The 15150-nt window shown below is 44.7% G+C and carries 11 protein-coding genes; 4 read left to right on the top strand and 7 right to left on the bottom strand.

What is annotated here, in order from left to right; all coding sequences use genetic code 11:
• Positions 1 to 264 precede the first annotated feature (264 nt).
• Together QUB39_RS07010 and QUB39_RS07005 are read left to right on the top strand one after the other, a co-directional pair.
• A complete protein-coding gene (locus QUB39_RS07010) occupies positions 265 to 609 on the top strand; it encodes a BON domain-containing protein (protein WP_333053154.1) in 345 nt (114 codons plus the stop codon).
• A gap of 343 nt (positions 610 to 952) precedes the next feature.
• Positions 953 to 1324, top strand: a complete 372-nt coding sequence (locus QUB39_RS07005) for a DUF4278 domain-containing protein (protein ID WP_333208289.1) — start codon at positions 953 to 955, stop codon at positions 1322 to 1324.
• A gap of 227 nt (positions 1325 to 1551) precedes the next feature.
• On the opposite strand, the gene QUB39_RS07000 is transcribed toward QUB39_RS07005, so the two are convergent.
• From QUB39_RS07000 to QUB39_RS06980, 5 genes are all read right to left on the bottom strand, one after another.
• Positions 1552 to 2733 (bottom strand): RtcB family protein, encoded by a 1182-nt coding sequence (locus QUB39_RS07000; protein WP_333208288.1) that lies wholly within the window; start codon positions 2731 to 2733, stop codon positions 1552 to 1554.
• Positions 2734 to 3383: 650 nt separating this feature from the next.
• Entirely contained in the window at positions 3384 to 4511 is a 1128-nt protein-coding gene (locus tag QUB39_RS06995; RefSeq protein WP_333208287.1) for a hypothetical protein, read from the bottom strand.
• A 382-nt stretch (positions 4512 to 4893) separates the two neighbouring features.
• Positions 4894 to 6015 carry a hypothetical protein gene (locus QUB39_RS06990; RefSeq protein ID WP_333208286.1) on the bottom strand — a complete coding sequence of 374 codons (1122 nt, stop codon included), beginning with the start codon at positions 6013 to 6015 and terminating at the stop codon, positions 4894 to 4896.
• A gap of 462 nt (positions 6016 to 6477) precedes the next feature.
• Entirely contained in the window at positions 6478 to 9702 is a 3225-nt protein-coding gene (locus QUB39_RS06985) for an efflux RND transporter permease subunit (protein ID WP_333208285.1), read from the bottom strand.
• Between the two features lie 434 nt (positions 9703 to 10136).
• Entirely contained in the window at positions 10137 to 10739 is a 603-nt protein-coding gene (locus QUB39_RS06980; protein ID WP_333058562.1) for a thioredoxin family protein, read from the bottom strand.
• Between the two features lie 178 nt (positions 10740 to 10917).
• Here QUB39_RS06980 and QUB39_RS06975 point away from each other — a divergent pair, with 178 nt between their 5' ends.
• On the top strand, positions 10918 to 11322 hold the full coding sequence (locus tag QUB39_RS06975) for an NIL domain-containing protein (protein ID WP_190741019.1): 405 nt from the start codon (positions 10918 to 10920) through the stop codon (positions 11320 to 11322).
• Positions 11323 to 11388: 66 nt separating this feature from the next.
• Positions 11389 to 11832, top strand: a complete 444-nt coding sequence (locus QUB39_RS06970) for a hypothetical protein (protein ID WP_333058561.1) — start codon at positions 11389 to 11391, stop codon at positions 11830 to 11832.
• 1025 nt (positions 11833 to 12857) lie between these two features.
• Here QUB39_RS06970 and QUB39_RS06965 read toward each other — a convergent pair.
• Both QUB39_RS06965 and QUB39_RS06960 read right to left on the bottom strand, forming a co-directional pair.
• On the bottom strand, positions 12858 to 13478 hold the full coding sequence (locus tag QUB39_RS06965; protein ID WP_333208284.1) for a group II intron maturase-specific domain-containing protein: 621 nt from the start codon (positions 13476 to 13478) through the stop codon (positions 12858 to 12860).
• Positions 13429 to 14520 (bottom strand): reverse transcriptase domain-containing protein, encoded by a 1092-nt coding sequence (locus QUB39_RS06960; RefSeq protein ID WP_333208283.1) that lies wholly within the window; start codon positions 14518 to 14520, stop codon positions 13429 to 13431. The genes QUB39_RS06965 and QUB39_RS06960 overlap by 50 nt, the downstream gene beginning before the upstream one ends.
• Positions 14521 to 15150 lie beyond the last annotated feature (630 nt).

Genomic DNA, 15150 nt, shown 5'->3' with positions numbered 1-15150 from the left:
AAACCGGGAATGTATTCCGGCGCGCTGTGCAGTTTGTTCAAGGTAAAAGTGGGAACTATTTCGACTACTGGTCTGCAATCCAAGGCGTAGCATCCTAGACATAAAATAGCAAAATTAACATCTGCATATCATGGGAGATTTGAGATTGTGAAAGTCTACCGGAAAACATTTTGATAAATTTCGCTGAGTTTTGCAACAATTACGAGTCTTTTGGACTTCTAGAGCTATTGTGTAAAAAGTGTATTTTCAGGAGACTCAAATACTATGGGTTGGTTTAAAAGACTGTTCGGACTCGAAAAGCCTGCACCCCAGGCTGAACCGATGGCACAAGTAGTACAGCAAGCAGCACAAGCGCAATCCATCGCTCCTGCTAAAGTCGGCCCAGACGGAAATTTTGACGAAAGTGGCCTCGCGAAGCGGGTTGCTTTAGCTTTTGACAGCGATGCAGAAGTTGCTGATATCGAGACTGTTTGGGTTGCTCAGCTCAGCAGCACGGTTGTTCTCAAAGGTCAAGTTCCCAGTCAGGAAATTCTCGACAAGTTGGTGGCGATCGCCTCTGCTGAAGAAGGTGCCACAAACGTGCAAACCGATCAGGTGACAGTCGGCTAGTTATTCGGAACCGAAGTAGTTTCGCTCCGGGGCTGCTCGAAGCAGTCAAAAACTGGATTAATACCATTTTTCTAAAGATGTGCTATGGATGAAGTCTTAGCCCCCCCGCGGGAGGGGGGGTTGGGGGGGTAATATCTAGCGCTACTTTATGAAACTGGATTAAACCCGCTGCGGCGGGTTTTTTCTTGCCGTCTCCCCCTCAAAATATTAATTTTTGTAAAAAAAAGCGATTTATCTAAAAAAACAGTATAATTGAATACAGAAACTAAAAATGTTTTAGCGAAGAAAACCAACGCTGACCTGATTGCCCTTTTTATCTCGATAAATATAAGGATCAAAAAATATGAAACTCACTTATCGCGGTTCAAACTACGAGTACGACATTCCGACAGTCGATATGATCGAAGGGGAAGTCGCGGGCAAATACCGGGGTCAAAACTGGAACTATCGGTATCCGAGACACATTCCCAACCCCAGAAAATACGGCGGCCCAAACCATACCAAAAAGCGAGATGCTCAAGCTGGCGATCGTGATGTCGCAGCAGCTAGCGCCTCAGCGAGGGTGGATTATTACCCAACAGTTGTGGAAGTGGCGCAAGTGCACCAAGCGAATCTTTGCAATATTCTCGATCGTAGAAAGCAAGCAGCCAAAGCCAAGGGCGATGAAACACTGCTGCGCTTGCTAGAAATTGAGTCGAGACAAATGGTGTGTTAGAGAAAAAGCTTCAGAAAACAAAGCGTTTGTAAAGAGGGGGGAAATCAGCAGCGGCTTGATTTCCCCCCTCTTCCCATAAAGCACTTTCCAGGTAAGTGATATCAAATCCGGTAGCATCGGAATTATTCCTCTCTGTATTCTCTCCCTCTGCGTTCTCTGCGCCCTCTGCGGTTAAATCATTCCGATACAACCGGAAACGATATGAAGTACAAATAAACCAGTTTCTGTCACCCCTTGACACAAACCACCTGCTTCAAAGTCGCCACAACTTCCACCAAATCCGACTGCTGACTCATCACCTCATCAATCGGCTTATAAGCCCCCGGAATTTCATCTAAAAATTGCTCATCTTTGCGGCACTCAACCCCGTCAGTCTGCCGCACAAAATCATCGAGAGTGAATACATTCTTCGCTTGAGTGCGAGACATCAACCGCCCCGCACCGTGACTGCAACTACAGTAACTCTCAGCATTTCCCTTCCCCTTAACAATAAAAGATTTTGCCCCCATTGAACCCGGAATAATTCCATAATCCTCAACATCCGCGCGCACAGCACCCTTGCGAGTCACATACACATCTTCCCCAAAATGCACCTCTTTTTCCGCGTAATTGTGGTGGCAATTCACCTCTAATAACGGCTTAACAGATTTGCCGCCCGCGACGTGTTTTTCCACAATTCGCTTAAACCGATTCATCATTACATCGCGATTAAAACGAGCATAATCTTGCGCCCACTGTAAATCGTGCCAGTAAGCCGCAAACTCCCGCGTACCCGCCACAAAATAAGCCAAATCTTTGTCAGGCAGATTAATTTCTGCCAGTTTAGCTAAATCTTTAGCAGTTTCGATATGCTGCTGTGCGAGCAAATTTCCAATGCCGCGAGAACCGGAATGCAGCATCAGCCAAACAAAGTTTTCAGTATCAACGCAAACCTCAATAAAATGATTGCTGCCGCCGAGGGAACCCATTTGTTTTAAGGCTTTATTGTTTTGATGCTGCACACCTTGATGAAGTTCCTTAAATTCACCCCATCCTTGCCAGTTGGTGACAGTTGTTTCTACTTCTTTGTTTTCCGAAAATCCGACTGGAATTGCTGCTTCGATATCGAGGCGAATTTGTTTGAGTTTGCCTTCTAGTTTGTTGGCTTTGAATGGCATTTTTATCGCAGACATACCGCAACCCACATCGACGCCCACAGCCGCCGGAATAATCGCTTCTTTTGTGGCAATTACTGAACCGACTAAAGCACCTTTTCCTAAATGTACGTCGGGCATTAGTGCGACGTGTTTGAATACAAAGGGCAAAGATGCTACGTTTGCGGTCATCTTGGTTTCTTTTTCGCCCAGGGCGTGATTTGCCCAAGATAATACTGGTTTTGGGGCTGATATGTCTAATTTTTCGTAGGGCATTTTTGTTTAAGTTGGTTTTGCAAGTTTGTTATGTAGTACGAGTGTAACACAAAGACTTTCGGATGTCAAACACACTAATTCTCGTAGGGTGCGTCAGTCTGGAATTTCTTTTGGGAGTCATAGAATTTTTACTGACGCACCTTACCCACTAATTCTTGCCGCGTCAACTTCACATCAGATGCAGTAGCGGTATTGTTGGTAAGTCCGACATTCCGACAGGGAATGAATTCCCTGTCTCATAGCAAAAGTCCTCTCAAAGAGGACTGAAATCGATCGCACTTTCCGTCAAACTCTACAGTCGGTTTTAACCGACATCTTGCAGCAATATCAATAAGAGGATTTTTCGTGGGGTCGGGCGGGTTTATAGAACCTATTTGCAAGCTTTAAGGCTGTTGGCGAACCCGCCCCTACGTCTAATTGAGAATGGTGCAATATCTCAGTTTTAAGCGACAGTCCGACAGGGAATTCATTCCCTGTCTCATAGCTAAAGTCCTCTGAAAGAGGACTGAAATCCCTCGCACTTTCCGTCAAACTCTACAGTCGGTTTTAACCGACTTTCGCTATGAGGCAGGGGTTTCAACCCCTGTCGGATTGTGGGAAAGCGAGTGAAAAGCTAACACGGCACAAGAAGCGTTTTGTATTGGAAATCCTTAAGAAATGCCTAAAGATTGAATGAATAATTTACTGTAGGGTGCGGATTCTTGTACCTTCGCCAGGGAACCAAACAACTCTTTTCCCCCGAAGATAACTAATGTCTTCTGTTTAGAGTCAGGTTCTTGAGTCAGGATTTGTGAATGAACGGACAGAATGCTATCTGAATCAAAACGATAGAAATATTTTAGGTCGCCGCAAAGCTGTTCTTTAAGATCCTTGAGATTAGGGTAAAGTTCTTGATAAGGACGCGGTTCGTGACCGATTAAAATTAGTTCCTCTGATATTTCCATTTTGTTAATATCGATTAGATACATGAGCCCTTCATCAGTATTAACTAGAATGCGATCGTCTGAAAGGTAGCACATATAGCTACCAAAACCGTCACTCAGCCCAGGCCAAGACCATTCGCATATTCCCAGTAGATTGCGGTCAGGAAAACTGAATCGGCTGATTTTTCGGCCGCAATCATGTACTATTATAAATTCGCCACCAGCAGGGTGAAATTCTGGAGGCCCCATGTAATCATCGGCACAGAGAACCTCTACGGCATGAATTGTCATACCATCATCATAAAGCCAATAGATTTGCGATTCGCCCTGACCATCGGTAGTCCAAACAGCTAAAATTTGATTTTCTGGGTGTCGTTGAAACCAGAATCCACGGCCATAAAAAGGGTCTTTGAGCCTAATATTTCGCTGGATATGCCATGAATTAGTATCGCGAATTTGAATCTCGACTTCCTCGCCTTCAATTAATTTGATACACCAAAAACGCACGCCGTCTGCATCAAACCAGCAGTCCTGAAATCCATTTTTGTTATACGAAAACTTAACAGGAGGGTTAGGTAGCTGTTCTTCAAAAACTAGCTGGTTTTCTGCTGTCATAATTGCTAAATGATTGCCATTTGCCATAATTGCTGCCAGCAAATCGCCTTTGGGACTAATGGCTAAACAGCTAATTTCGTCGGGAAGCTGGTATTCGTATTTTGGCGACAAGTTGCGATCGACTAAAGTGACTTTTTTGCGATCGCCACTGACAATGGTCGCCCACTCGGAATTAATGGGTTGATTTATGTGTGAGAACGACCAGTCAATTTGTATTTCATTTTTTGGTAAAATTAGCATAAAGATATTTCAGCGTAAATAAGCTCTATTTTAACTGAAATTTTGCAGCATTTATCGTAGGGTGCGTCAGTCTGGAATTTCTTTGGGGAGTCAGAGACTGTTTACTGACGCACCTTACCGACTAATTATCGGCGCGTCAACTTAACATCAAATGCAGTAGCGGTATTGTTGGTAAATCCGACACTCCGACAGGGAATGAATTCCCTGTCTCATAGCTCAAGTCCTCGCTCAAGAGGACTAAAATCCCTCGCACTTCCCGTCAAAATCTACAGTCGGTTTTAACCGACTTTCGCTATGAGGCAGGGGTTTCAACCCCTGTCGGATTGTGGGAAAGCGAGTGAAAAGCTAACACGGCACAAGAAGCGTTTTGTATTGAAAATCATTAAGAAATGCCTAAAGATTGAATGAATAATTTACTGTATGGTGCGGATTGTTGTACCTCCGCCAGCGAACCAAACAGCTCTTTTCCGCCGAAGATAACTAATGTCTTCTGTTTAGACTCAGGCTTTTGACTCGGCAGTTGTGAGTGAACCGAAAGAATCCTATCTGAATCAAATCTATAAAAGCAGTCCAAGTCGCTGCAAAGCCCTTCTTCCTCATTAAGATTAGGATAAAGTTCTTGAGAAGGACGCGGTTCATGACCGCTTAAAATCAGTTCATCTAACATTTCCATTTTGTCAATATCGATTAAATACATTCTCCCTTCAACGGTGTCAATTAGAAGGCGATCGTCTGATAGGTAGCACATAGAGTACCTAAACCAGTCATCCGAATCAGGACAAGGGCATTCGCATATTCCAAGTAGATTGCAGTCAGGAAAACTGAATCGGCTGATTTGTCGATCGCAATCGTGTACAACCACAAATTCGCCACCAGCAGGATGAAATTCTGGAGGCCCTGTGTCATCGGGACATGGAACCTCCACGGCGTGAATTTCCGTACCATCGTCATAAAGCCAGTAGATTTGCTGTCCGTCCTGACCTGCGGCAGCCCAAAGAGCTAAAATTTGATTTTCGGGGTGCGGGTGAAACGAGAAGGAACTCCAGCAAAAAGGGTCTTCGAGCAAAAGTTGTCGTTGAATTTGCCACGAATTGGTATCGCGAATTTGAATCTCGACTTCCCCGCCTTCAATTAATTTCATGCACCAAAAACGCACGCCGTCTGCATCAAACCAGCAGTCCTGAAATCCATTTTTGTTATACGAAAACTTAACAGGAGGGTGAGGTAGCTGTTCTTCAAAAACTAGCTGGTTTTCTGCTGTCACAATTGCTAAATGATTGCCATTTGCCATAATTGCTGCCAGCAAATCTCCTTTGGGACTGATGGCTAAACAGCTAATTTCGTCGGGAAGCTGGTATTCGTATTTTGGGGACAAGTTGCGATCGACTAAAGTGACTTTTTTGCTATCGCAACTTGTCGCAATAGTCCAATCGGAATCAGTGCGTTGATTTATGGCTAAGATACCCCAGTCAATTTGTCTTTCATGTTTTGGTAAAATCAGCATAAAGATATTTCAGCGTAAATAAGCTCTATTTTAACTGAAATCTTGCAGCATTTATCGTAGGGTGCGTCAGTCGGGAATTTCTTTGGGGAGTCAGAGACTGTTTACTGACGCACCTTACCGACTAATTATCGGCGCGTCAACTTAACATCAAATGCCGTACCAGTATTGTTGGTAAGTCCGACAGTCCGACAGGGAATGAATTCCCTGTCTCATAGCGAAAGTCCTCTGAAAGAGGACTGAAATAGATCGTATTTTTCCTCAAAATCTACAGTCGGTTTTAACCGACAGTCCGACAGGGAATGAATTCCCTGTCTCATAGCAAAAGTCCTCTGAAAGAGGACTAAAATCGATCGCACTTCCCGTCAAAATCTACAGTCGGTTTTAACCGACTTTCGCTATGAGGCAGGGAATTCATTCCCTGTCGGATTGTGGGAAAAGCGCGTATTTGCTGGCACTAAATTATTACAAATTCGGAGTCTTTCTCCCCACCTTCTGCACAGGAATAGCAACCGCCTGCGGTTTCTTATTCCCTGCAAACATACCAAATAAATCGTGCAGCAAAATGTAAAAACACGGAATAATAAACAGCGTCAGCAGCGTCGCCAGCGACAAACCGGAAAACACCACCACACCCAGCGGTTGCAAGAATTCCGAACCGTCGCCAATGCCCAAAGCTAGGGGGAATAAACCCAAAACTGTAGTAATAGTTGTCATCAAAATCGGACGCAAGCGCTGAGGTGCGGCCCTGAGAATTGCTGTGGCGCGATCGACCTTTTCATCTTCCCCAATTTGGTTCGCCAACTCCACCATAATAATCGCATTATTTACCACAATTCCCACCAGCAAAATCGCCCCCACAATCACCGTTGCGCCGATCGGAGTTTTAGTCGCATACAACCCGAAAATCCCCCCAGCCAAAGCCAGGGGCACCGTTAACATAATCACCAGCGGATCGACAAGCGAATTGTACTGCACCGCCATTACCACAAATACCAAAAACGCCGCCAAAGAACCCAAAACAATCAGCGAACTTTGCAATTCCCGGTTGGTTTCCGCCGCCGAACTCGGTATGACTCGCACTCCTTGCGGCAATTTTATTTCTGACAAAACTGCATCCACTTGTTTCAAAGCATCGCCCAAACTCGCGCCCTTATTAATATTCCCCGCAATCAAGAAAACTTGGCGCTGGTTAAGCCTTTGAATTTCCCCCGGCGCTTTTCCCAGTTCAATATTCGCCACATCGCTCAAGCGGATAATGCTGTTATCCCTAGCAGTTAAAGGAATAAATTTTAGTTCCGAAACCGATTGGACAGAATCGCGATCGAACTGTACCCGCACATCAACCAAACGGTTTCCCCGCTGCAATTGCGTGGGAACAGAACCTTGAATTGCTGTCTGAATCGCCTCTCCAATTTGCCTCGCATTCAACCCGTAGACTTCCGCTTGTTCCCAGTTGGGGCGAATCTGCACTTCCGTTTGCTGCGGGTCTCCATCCGGGCGAAAACGAGCTAATTTTACCTTTTGATCCAAAGTTGCCAATATCTCGCGGCCAGTTTGCTGCAATATTTGTTCATTTTCGCCCTGAAGCAGGACATCTACTTCAGCGCCCCGCACTGGCGAATTAGTTAAAACCAAACCCCGCACATTTTCTGGAATCAGGCGCAAACGAGTGTTTTTTGGCAAATCAATTTTATTCAATTCTTGCGTAACTCGCTGCACAAAATCCAATGTATTGGTGCCCGGTTTCAGCGTAATGTTGCAGCCGCCGCGCAGCAAATTCTCAACCGTATTGTTGCCGAATAACAGCCCGCCCACCGTCGTCAAAGTGTATTGAGTTTCTGGTTGGCTGAGGATAATTTTATCAGCTTCTGCCATGATTTTTTGGTTGGTTGCCAAATTTGTGCCTGCAGGAAACAAAGCAAACAATCTCGCTTGACCGGTATTAATTCTGGGCAATATTTCCTGGGGAATTTGACCAGCCATCAGCCAACTGCCGCCACCCAATCCAATAATCGCTACTGCAATGATAATCAACCGCCACCGCACTACTCCCGATAAAAATTTCCCGTAGCCGGCGGTAGCATTGGTAAAAGCTCGATCGAATGCGCGCAGCGGCCAAAAGTTGCTCAAACCGCTGGATACCCGCAGCGCTAGCAGTCGAGAAGCCATCATCGGTACAACTGTCAATCCGACAATCAGAGAGGCGGCGACGGAAAAGGTGATGGTGAGAATTAATTCGTTGAAAAGTAAGGAAACTAAGCCGCCGATGAGCAAAAATGGCAGTACGGCAACTAAGTTAGTGATGGTGGAAGCAAATAAAGCTGATTCTAATTCTTGGCTGCTTTTTTCTGCTTGCTGAATCAACTGCTTGTTACTTAAACGCTGCTTGCCGTTGGCACTGTTTGCATTGCTGGTTCCTTCGACAATATTCTCCAGCATGACGATCGAGTTATCGACCACAATTCCCACACCCAGCGCCAAACCACCCAAACTGAAAACGTTCAGAGATAGGCCAAAAACTCCCATCAGGATAATCGCCATTAAAGTTGCGAGGGGAATTGCCAGGACAATAATCAAAGTTTGGCGAAGTGAAGCGAGGAAAAGCAATACAGATGCCCCCGCTAAAACAGCCCCGGTTAAACCAGAAAATACGACGTTACTAATAGAATCGCGGATAAATTTAGACTCATCAAAAGTAGTAACGATAGTCGTACCTTCGGGAATTGCCCCGGATGTTTTTAATTCTTCTAGCCGCTTTTTGATGCCATCTACAACTGAAATTGTATTCGCGTCTGGCTGCTTTTGAATGCTAATTTTTACGGCTGATTTCTGATTGAGAAATACTTTAACTCGCTCTTCTTCTGTACCGTCAATTACCTGAGCAAAATCGCGCAGAAAAACTCGTTTTGGCGGATTGGAACCCGATGCTTGAAAAGAAATTGCCTGAATTTCTTTCGCGTTCTGAAATCGCCCGACGGTGCGGGTTAAAGGTTCTGCTGCTTCTTGCCGCAGCCGCCCGCCGGAAGTGTCCAGGTTCCGGGATTCGAGCGCTGATAAAACGTCAGAAATACTGACACCTAAAGATTGCAAGCGATTTAAGTCAATATTTACTTGAATTTCTTCTTGCACGCCGCCGGCCACGTCAATTGCTGCGATTCCAGGAATTACGTTTAGTTCTCTGGATAATTCTTCGTCAGCAAATACGCGCAAATCTACTCCTTGCAGGGAGTCGGAAGTGAGGGCAAATTCGTAAATCGGCTGCTGGGAAGGGTCAACTTTAAAGAGAGTGGGCGATTCAACTGTATCGGGAAGTCGGTTGCGGATGCGGTTGACAGCGGCGGTGGCGTCGTTGAGGGCCTGGTCGATGTTTCCCCCCGGTCTGAAGAATAAATCGACGCTGACTTGTCCTTCGCGAGTGCGGGAGAAAACTTGCATGACGCCTTCAGTGGCGGACAGCCCTTGTTCGAGGGGGCGAGTAACTTCGTCTATTGCTACTTCTGGGGATACGCCTGGGGCGTTCAAGCGCACGCCGATGCGGGGATAGGTGATGGAGGGTAGCAAGTCAACGGGCAGTTGGGTGATGTAGAAAAGGCCCACGATTATGATAGCAAGTGTCAGCATGAGGGTGCCGATGTGGCGACGAATCGCGGTCGCGCTAATACTGAATCCGGTTTTGTCAGGAGTCATTCGATTTTAGATTTTAGATTTTAGATTTTAGATTGAAGAGTCGGCCCCGTCATTCAGACTAATTCTAGTAGGGTGCGTCAGTCTTGAATTTTTCTAGGCGGTGAGAGAATATCTACTGACGCACCTTACGAGGAGTATAATAAATCTTAATAAATATTCCCAAAAGTTTTTGTGAATATTTCTTTAGAGGTAGTCGATCGCCCACAACGCAGATTGGCAGAAATTGCAAGGGGCTTTTGAATCTCTCTAACTTATCGCCATCAGGAACAGGCAAGATGCCTGTTCCACAACAAATAAACTTTCTTGTGGAACAGGAATCTTGCCTGTTCCTAAAGTCTTCTTCCCTTTTCCCTCTTCTTTATTCCTTCTTCCTTCTTCCTTCTTCCTGACATCCGTTACATCCGTTACAGAATCCGTTGCCGAACTTCCTTCATTTACTGTACTTGAGAGCCGTGGGCGCGGGGGTCGGAGCTACTTGTTTTCACAGGCCCTGTGGGGGGAGTAAAATTAGAAACTTGACCGCCTGCTTGGGCGTGTGGCAGAGGTTTTCCTGCAATTAAAGCTTCTAAGTTAGCTTCCATAATACTGCGCGGCATTTCGCCCATCGTTTCAGCAACGGCGCTGCCTTTATCGTTCAAATAGACAAAGTGCGGAATGCCATCTACTCGATATTTTGTGATTTCGGGCAGCCATTTGTCATTATCTACATTCAGCATCACAAAATTCATCGGTTCGGCGTATTTCTGTTTGATTTCGCTCAGATCCTTAGCCATTGCCTGACAGCTACCGCACCAATTAGCATAAAATTCCATGAGTGTCGGTTTGCCATTTACCAAAGCTGTTTCTAATGGCGTTGAAGCTTTTGCCATGTCGGTGAGACTGCTTGACGGCGTTTGGGTTTGCAGCCCGAAGAAGATGGATATTGAAAGGGCGATCGCTGTTAACACGATCAATAAGTTTCTGAGGCGCGTGGCGACTTTTGTTTCGGGATTTTTGGCGACGGGGGCGACCGTTGACTTGGGCGAATTCTGGGTCATAAAATAAATTGCGCTTTGATTTCTATGTTTTTATTTTAAATAATAGATTCAGATTATACCACATTTTGAGATAATCAGACCCATTTCATAAAAATTTGTGCTAAAGGCAGTAATTAGATTAAGTGCGCTAAAACAGAAGATAACAAAGATTGTTTGTAAATTACCGAGGACTTGCAGGGTGAAAAAACGGGTAACACTGACGTTTCCCCAACGATCGATCCAAATGCCTGTCACCTATCGACTGGCAAAGGATTTTAATGTTGCAGCCAACATTATCCGCGCTCAGGTGGCTCCGAATCAGGTGGGCAAACTGGTGCTAGAGTTATCAGGGGACATCGACCAACTAGAAGCCGCGATCGACTGGATGCGATCGCAAAATATCGGCGTTTCCCTAGCCAGTCGGGAAATACTTATAGACGAAGATATCTGCGTTGACTGCGGTTTATGTACGGGGGTTTGCCCGACAGAAGCCTTGACCCTTGACCCAGAAAGCTTTAAACTAAGTTTTGCTCGATCGCGCTGTATCGTTTGCGAGCAGTGCATCCCTACTTGTCCGGTGCAAGCTATTTCTACTAACCTCTAAGCCCTGTACAAACTCATCGGGAGCATCATCTTTTTTTTTGCCTGGTTCTCCTAATTGTGCCATTGGATGAAAAAAAACTCTTGGGTTTCCCTAACTCTACTTTTTGTTACTTATTTCACTTTTGGCTGGAAATTATCTGAGTTTGATGTTCCCCCGCACCTGACTTGGTTTCTAGCCATAGCTTCAATTCTAGTGTTGACTGCCGCCTTCTCGTTCCCGTTGAAAGACATAAAAGCATTAATTTTGCGGTGGTTTTCGAGTGATATGGGTGCTTTTATTTCTATAATTTTAGGAGCTTTTGTAGCAGTAGTAATTATTGCTTGGATGCACCTTTTTGCTACTTGTTTACTCTTGATTTCAGCCGGAGCTTTGGCAAGACTCGATATTCAAATATCTGGTTGGAAAAATTGGCGGGCTTTTGCGGTATTAGCTACCATTTCTTTAACAGGTGTGGGGTTGGGCGGAGCGATCGAGTTTTGGGCAAAAACAGGCAGGCTCGTATTCTCTTAATTCGGAACGGGAAATTCATCCAACCAAATTCTATAACTCGCAATGGATATTTAGCCGAAAACTATCAGATCGCCCATCAATAAATACAGCTTATTTTTTTTCAATCCCCCACCCCCGGATTAATTCCCCGTTCCGCGCCGTAATCATAGCAGTTTTCCAGCCTCGTGAGGTAAAGCTTCTCAATTGCCGATTCCCGGTTGCGCGTTACTAATTCCCAATTACTAATTACCCATTACCGACAAACCTGGAGTGGAACTGAAAACCCCTAGGGCAGTATTGAAGTGTAGCGACTGTTGCTCAAAATGTTATTGCCAAGAACCCGCAAGTCCCGCAGCCAAAAACTCATCGCAATAAAAAAGCAGCTTTAGGGAGCTGCTAGTCAGAATGCATGAGGTATTGTTTTTAGAATAGGACAGGTTGAATTCGATCGGTGCTGGGTTACATTTTTTGATACGGGAGAGTTGATTAGTGAATGGACGATCGTAAAATCGTCACATAGCAGAGTATCATTGATGCTAAATTTCCCGACAATCAAGTTAGCGTTTAACTGTCCTTGCGCCCTACAGCCCTTCAGCGGTGGGGCCATTTTATTTTTAGGGAGAACTCAATAGCCGACTTTAACGCATCAGATGAGTCTGCCATTAGTTATTGTATAAAATCTCCGCCTCACCACATCCTCCTACTTATAAAAGTTACGCATCACATCCACTCAAACCCGGTGGATTGCAAAATATGGGGTGGTTAAACGGACACACTCAGACAAATATCAGTATTTTCACCCAAGTCATATCGTTTCCGGTTGTATCGGAATGATTTAACCGCAGAGGGCGCAGAGAACGCAGAGGGAGAGAATACAGAGAGGAATAATTCCGATGCTGTTAGAGAGTCGATGGTAGGGTGTCCCCCACCATCTCTCCTACAATTAGAGTCGATGCCTGTGTTACCACGGGACACCTCTGGTTCAGAACGCGGACGTGCAGCTTTCACTGCATCCGGCTCCTAGTCTGACACCTAATAAGTCGGGTTTAACCCGCTGTTCGGACTCTCACCTGACCATGAACGGTCTGATGCTGGTGACATTCACGATGTAGAACTTCCAAATTTATAGGTTTCCAATTGTCATGGTTGCCGTCGATATGGTGTAATTCTGCAATATCACCTGAAATGAACGATAGATTACATTCTGTACATTTGTGATTCTGTTTCTTGAGAAGTCGTGCCGTTATCCCATCGTAGTGAGCATTCTCTCGTTTTGACCAGTAAACAAAATCGCCATCATAGGGTGATTTATCTCCCTTGACAATGACAAACTTGCAGGCTGACCAACTAACTGCAGGAATTGCTCTTTTTATAACCTTATTGGTTTGATAACGATTGTATCTTCCTTGTTTCCGAATGAATTTCCATAACCAATAGCGCAGTGACCACAGGTTGTGTTGACTCATATCGCAGAATCTATGGTAATTTCTCCACCCTCTTACTACCGAACCACACTTGTTGATGCGATGTTCGAGAGTGAAACGACTATCTTTTATCACTTCTTTAACTTTTGCCTTAATGCTAATTGTAGCTTTTTGACTTGGTGTTGAAATGAATTTACCCGACAGGTTTAACTGAGAAGTTCCACCCAAGGAAGTCGAAACCATCTGTACTATGTACGACTTTGGTTTTGGCTTCTTTAACTTTTAATCCTCTTGTTTCCAAGAATTTATCAATGTGTCCTCGGAGGGGTTCAGGGTCGTCTTCTGGTTTCAGAATAAACACAACGTCATCCGCATAACGAAATCCAGTAATAGTGTCTATATATCTGCCACCATTTCTGATTTTTAATCTGACCTCATGACCAACGTTCTCTAATCCGTGAAGGACTATATTTGCTAGTAATGGGCTGAAAACTCCACCTTGGGGCGTACCGGATTCTGATGAAGGAAATTCTCCTCTGACTCCAGCTTTTATTGCCCGAAATACCCCTTGTTTTGCTGCCTTTGGTAGTTGGACTGATTGCATTAAGAATTTGTGGTCAATCTTGTCGAAACATTTTTCAATATCCAATTCCAAAATTCTTTTTTCTAACCCATTACTGCTAGAGTTGAGATTATTGAATAATTGTCTCTGAATATCATGGCAGCTTCTGCTAGGTCTAAACCCATAAGAATGAGCGTTGAACGTAGCTTCTGCTACTGGTTCCAAGGCATATTTGATGAGACATTGATATGCTCTGTCGCTAATGGTCGGGATTCCTAGTCCTCTTTTAGTTCCGTCTACTTTGGGTATGTACACTCGCTTTAGGGGCTGATGTTTCCATTGCTTCCAGTTCTTAACTAACACTTCAAATAGTGCCAGTCTTTGTGAGGGTTCGAGGGCTTTCTTTCCGTCCACCCCTGCGGTTTTCCGTCCAGTATTTAACTGTGTCACTTGCCGAACAGCAAGCAATTTCGCTGCTCTGGAGCTTAATAAAAGTTTCTGAAGCTTACGCACTAGGAACACGTTACCGTTCTTCTGAGCCTTGAATATTCTCACTTGTAGGCGAAACACAATTTTCCGCAGCTTGCGCCAAGGAATTGATTTCCATTTATCAACTGGATTTAACTCCGTTGCCATAACATTCTCTACGCCTGAATGAACATTTTCTATGTAAACCGTACCCAGTTTTCCCAGAGTCCTTATTTCTTGAATTTTTGAGTACATCTTACCAACTCTACCCGCTAACCCTTATTTAAGGAGTCCACAATTTGAAAAGTTAATCTTCTAAAATTGAAGGTTGAAAGAGCAGTTTTATTCGTTCCTCTGTTGAGTTATTTTGTAGTTTTAGGTTCTCTCATTTCGCCCACGATTTCCCAGAATTGCATTTATCCAGTTCAAAATAATGCGGGTATTTTCACACTTGAAGTGTTATGTTGTGTCGTTGTTCGACCTTGATTTCGGTCGTTCACGCTCAGACGCTTTTTCCGAGAGTTCAACTAATGTTTAACCTTGACTACTTACCTATACGAGTTGCTCCCATCTCAGGTTTGTTATTCTCGTTCTGTCCCCAGCTTCATTTTTAGAGTTTGTTCTCTATCCATGTGGGCAGTTTTGGCATCACGCCATTCCTAGCGGGTAAGACTTGTCAAATTTGAGTTTGACGCACTCACACTCAACTGAAGTTACCTTTACTATCTTTTAGGGCTTGCACCCAAGGCGGCGTAAAGGCTCTAATCCCCTAACCCATACAGGCTAGTTTCATAGAAACGAACCGCACAAACCGTGCTTGCGACTTTCACCGCACACGGCTCCTGGGTGATGTAATCCTGGTTATGGATACAGTACGAGCGCATC

Source organism: Microcoleus sp. AT8-B5 (genome assembly GCF_036705565.1).
Taxonomy (GTDB): Bacteria; Cyanobacteriota; Cyanobacteriia; order Cyanobacteriales; family Microcoleaceae; genus Microcoleus.
Note: the sequence above shows the minus strand (reverse complement) of the source record. Positions and strands in the feature narration are given on the sequence as shown.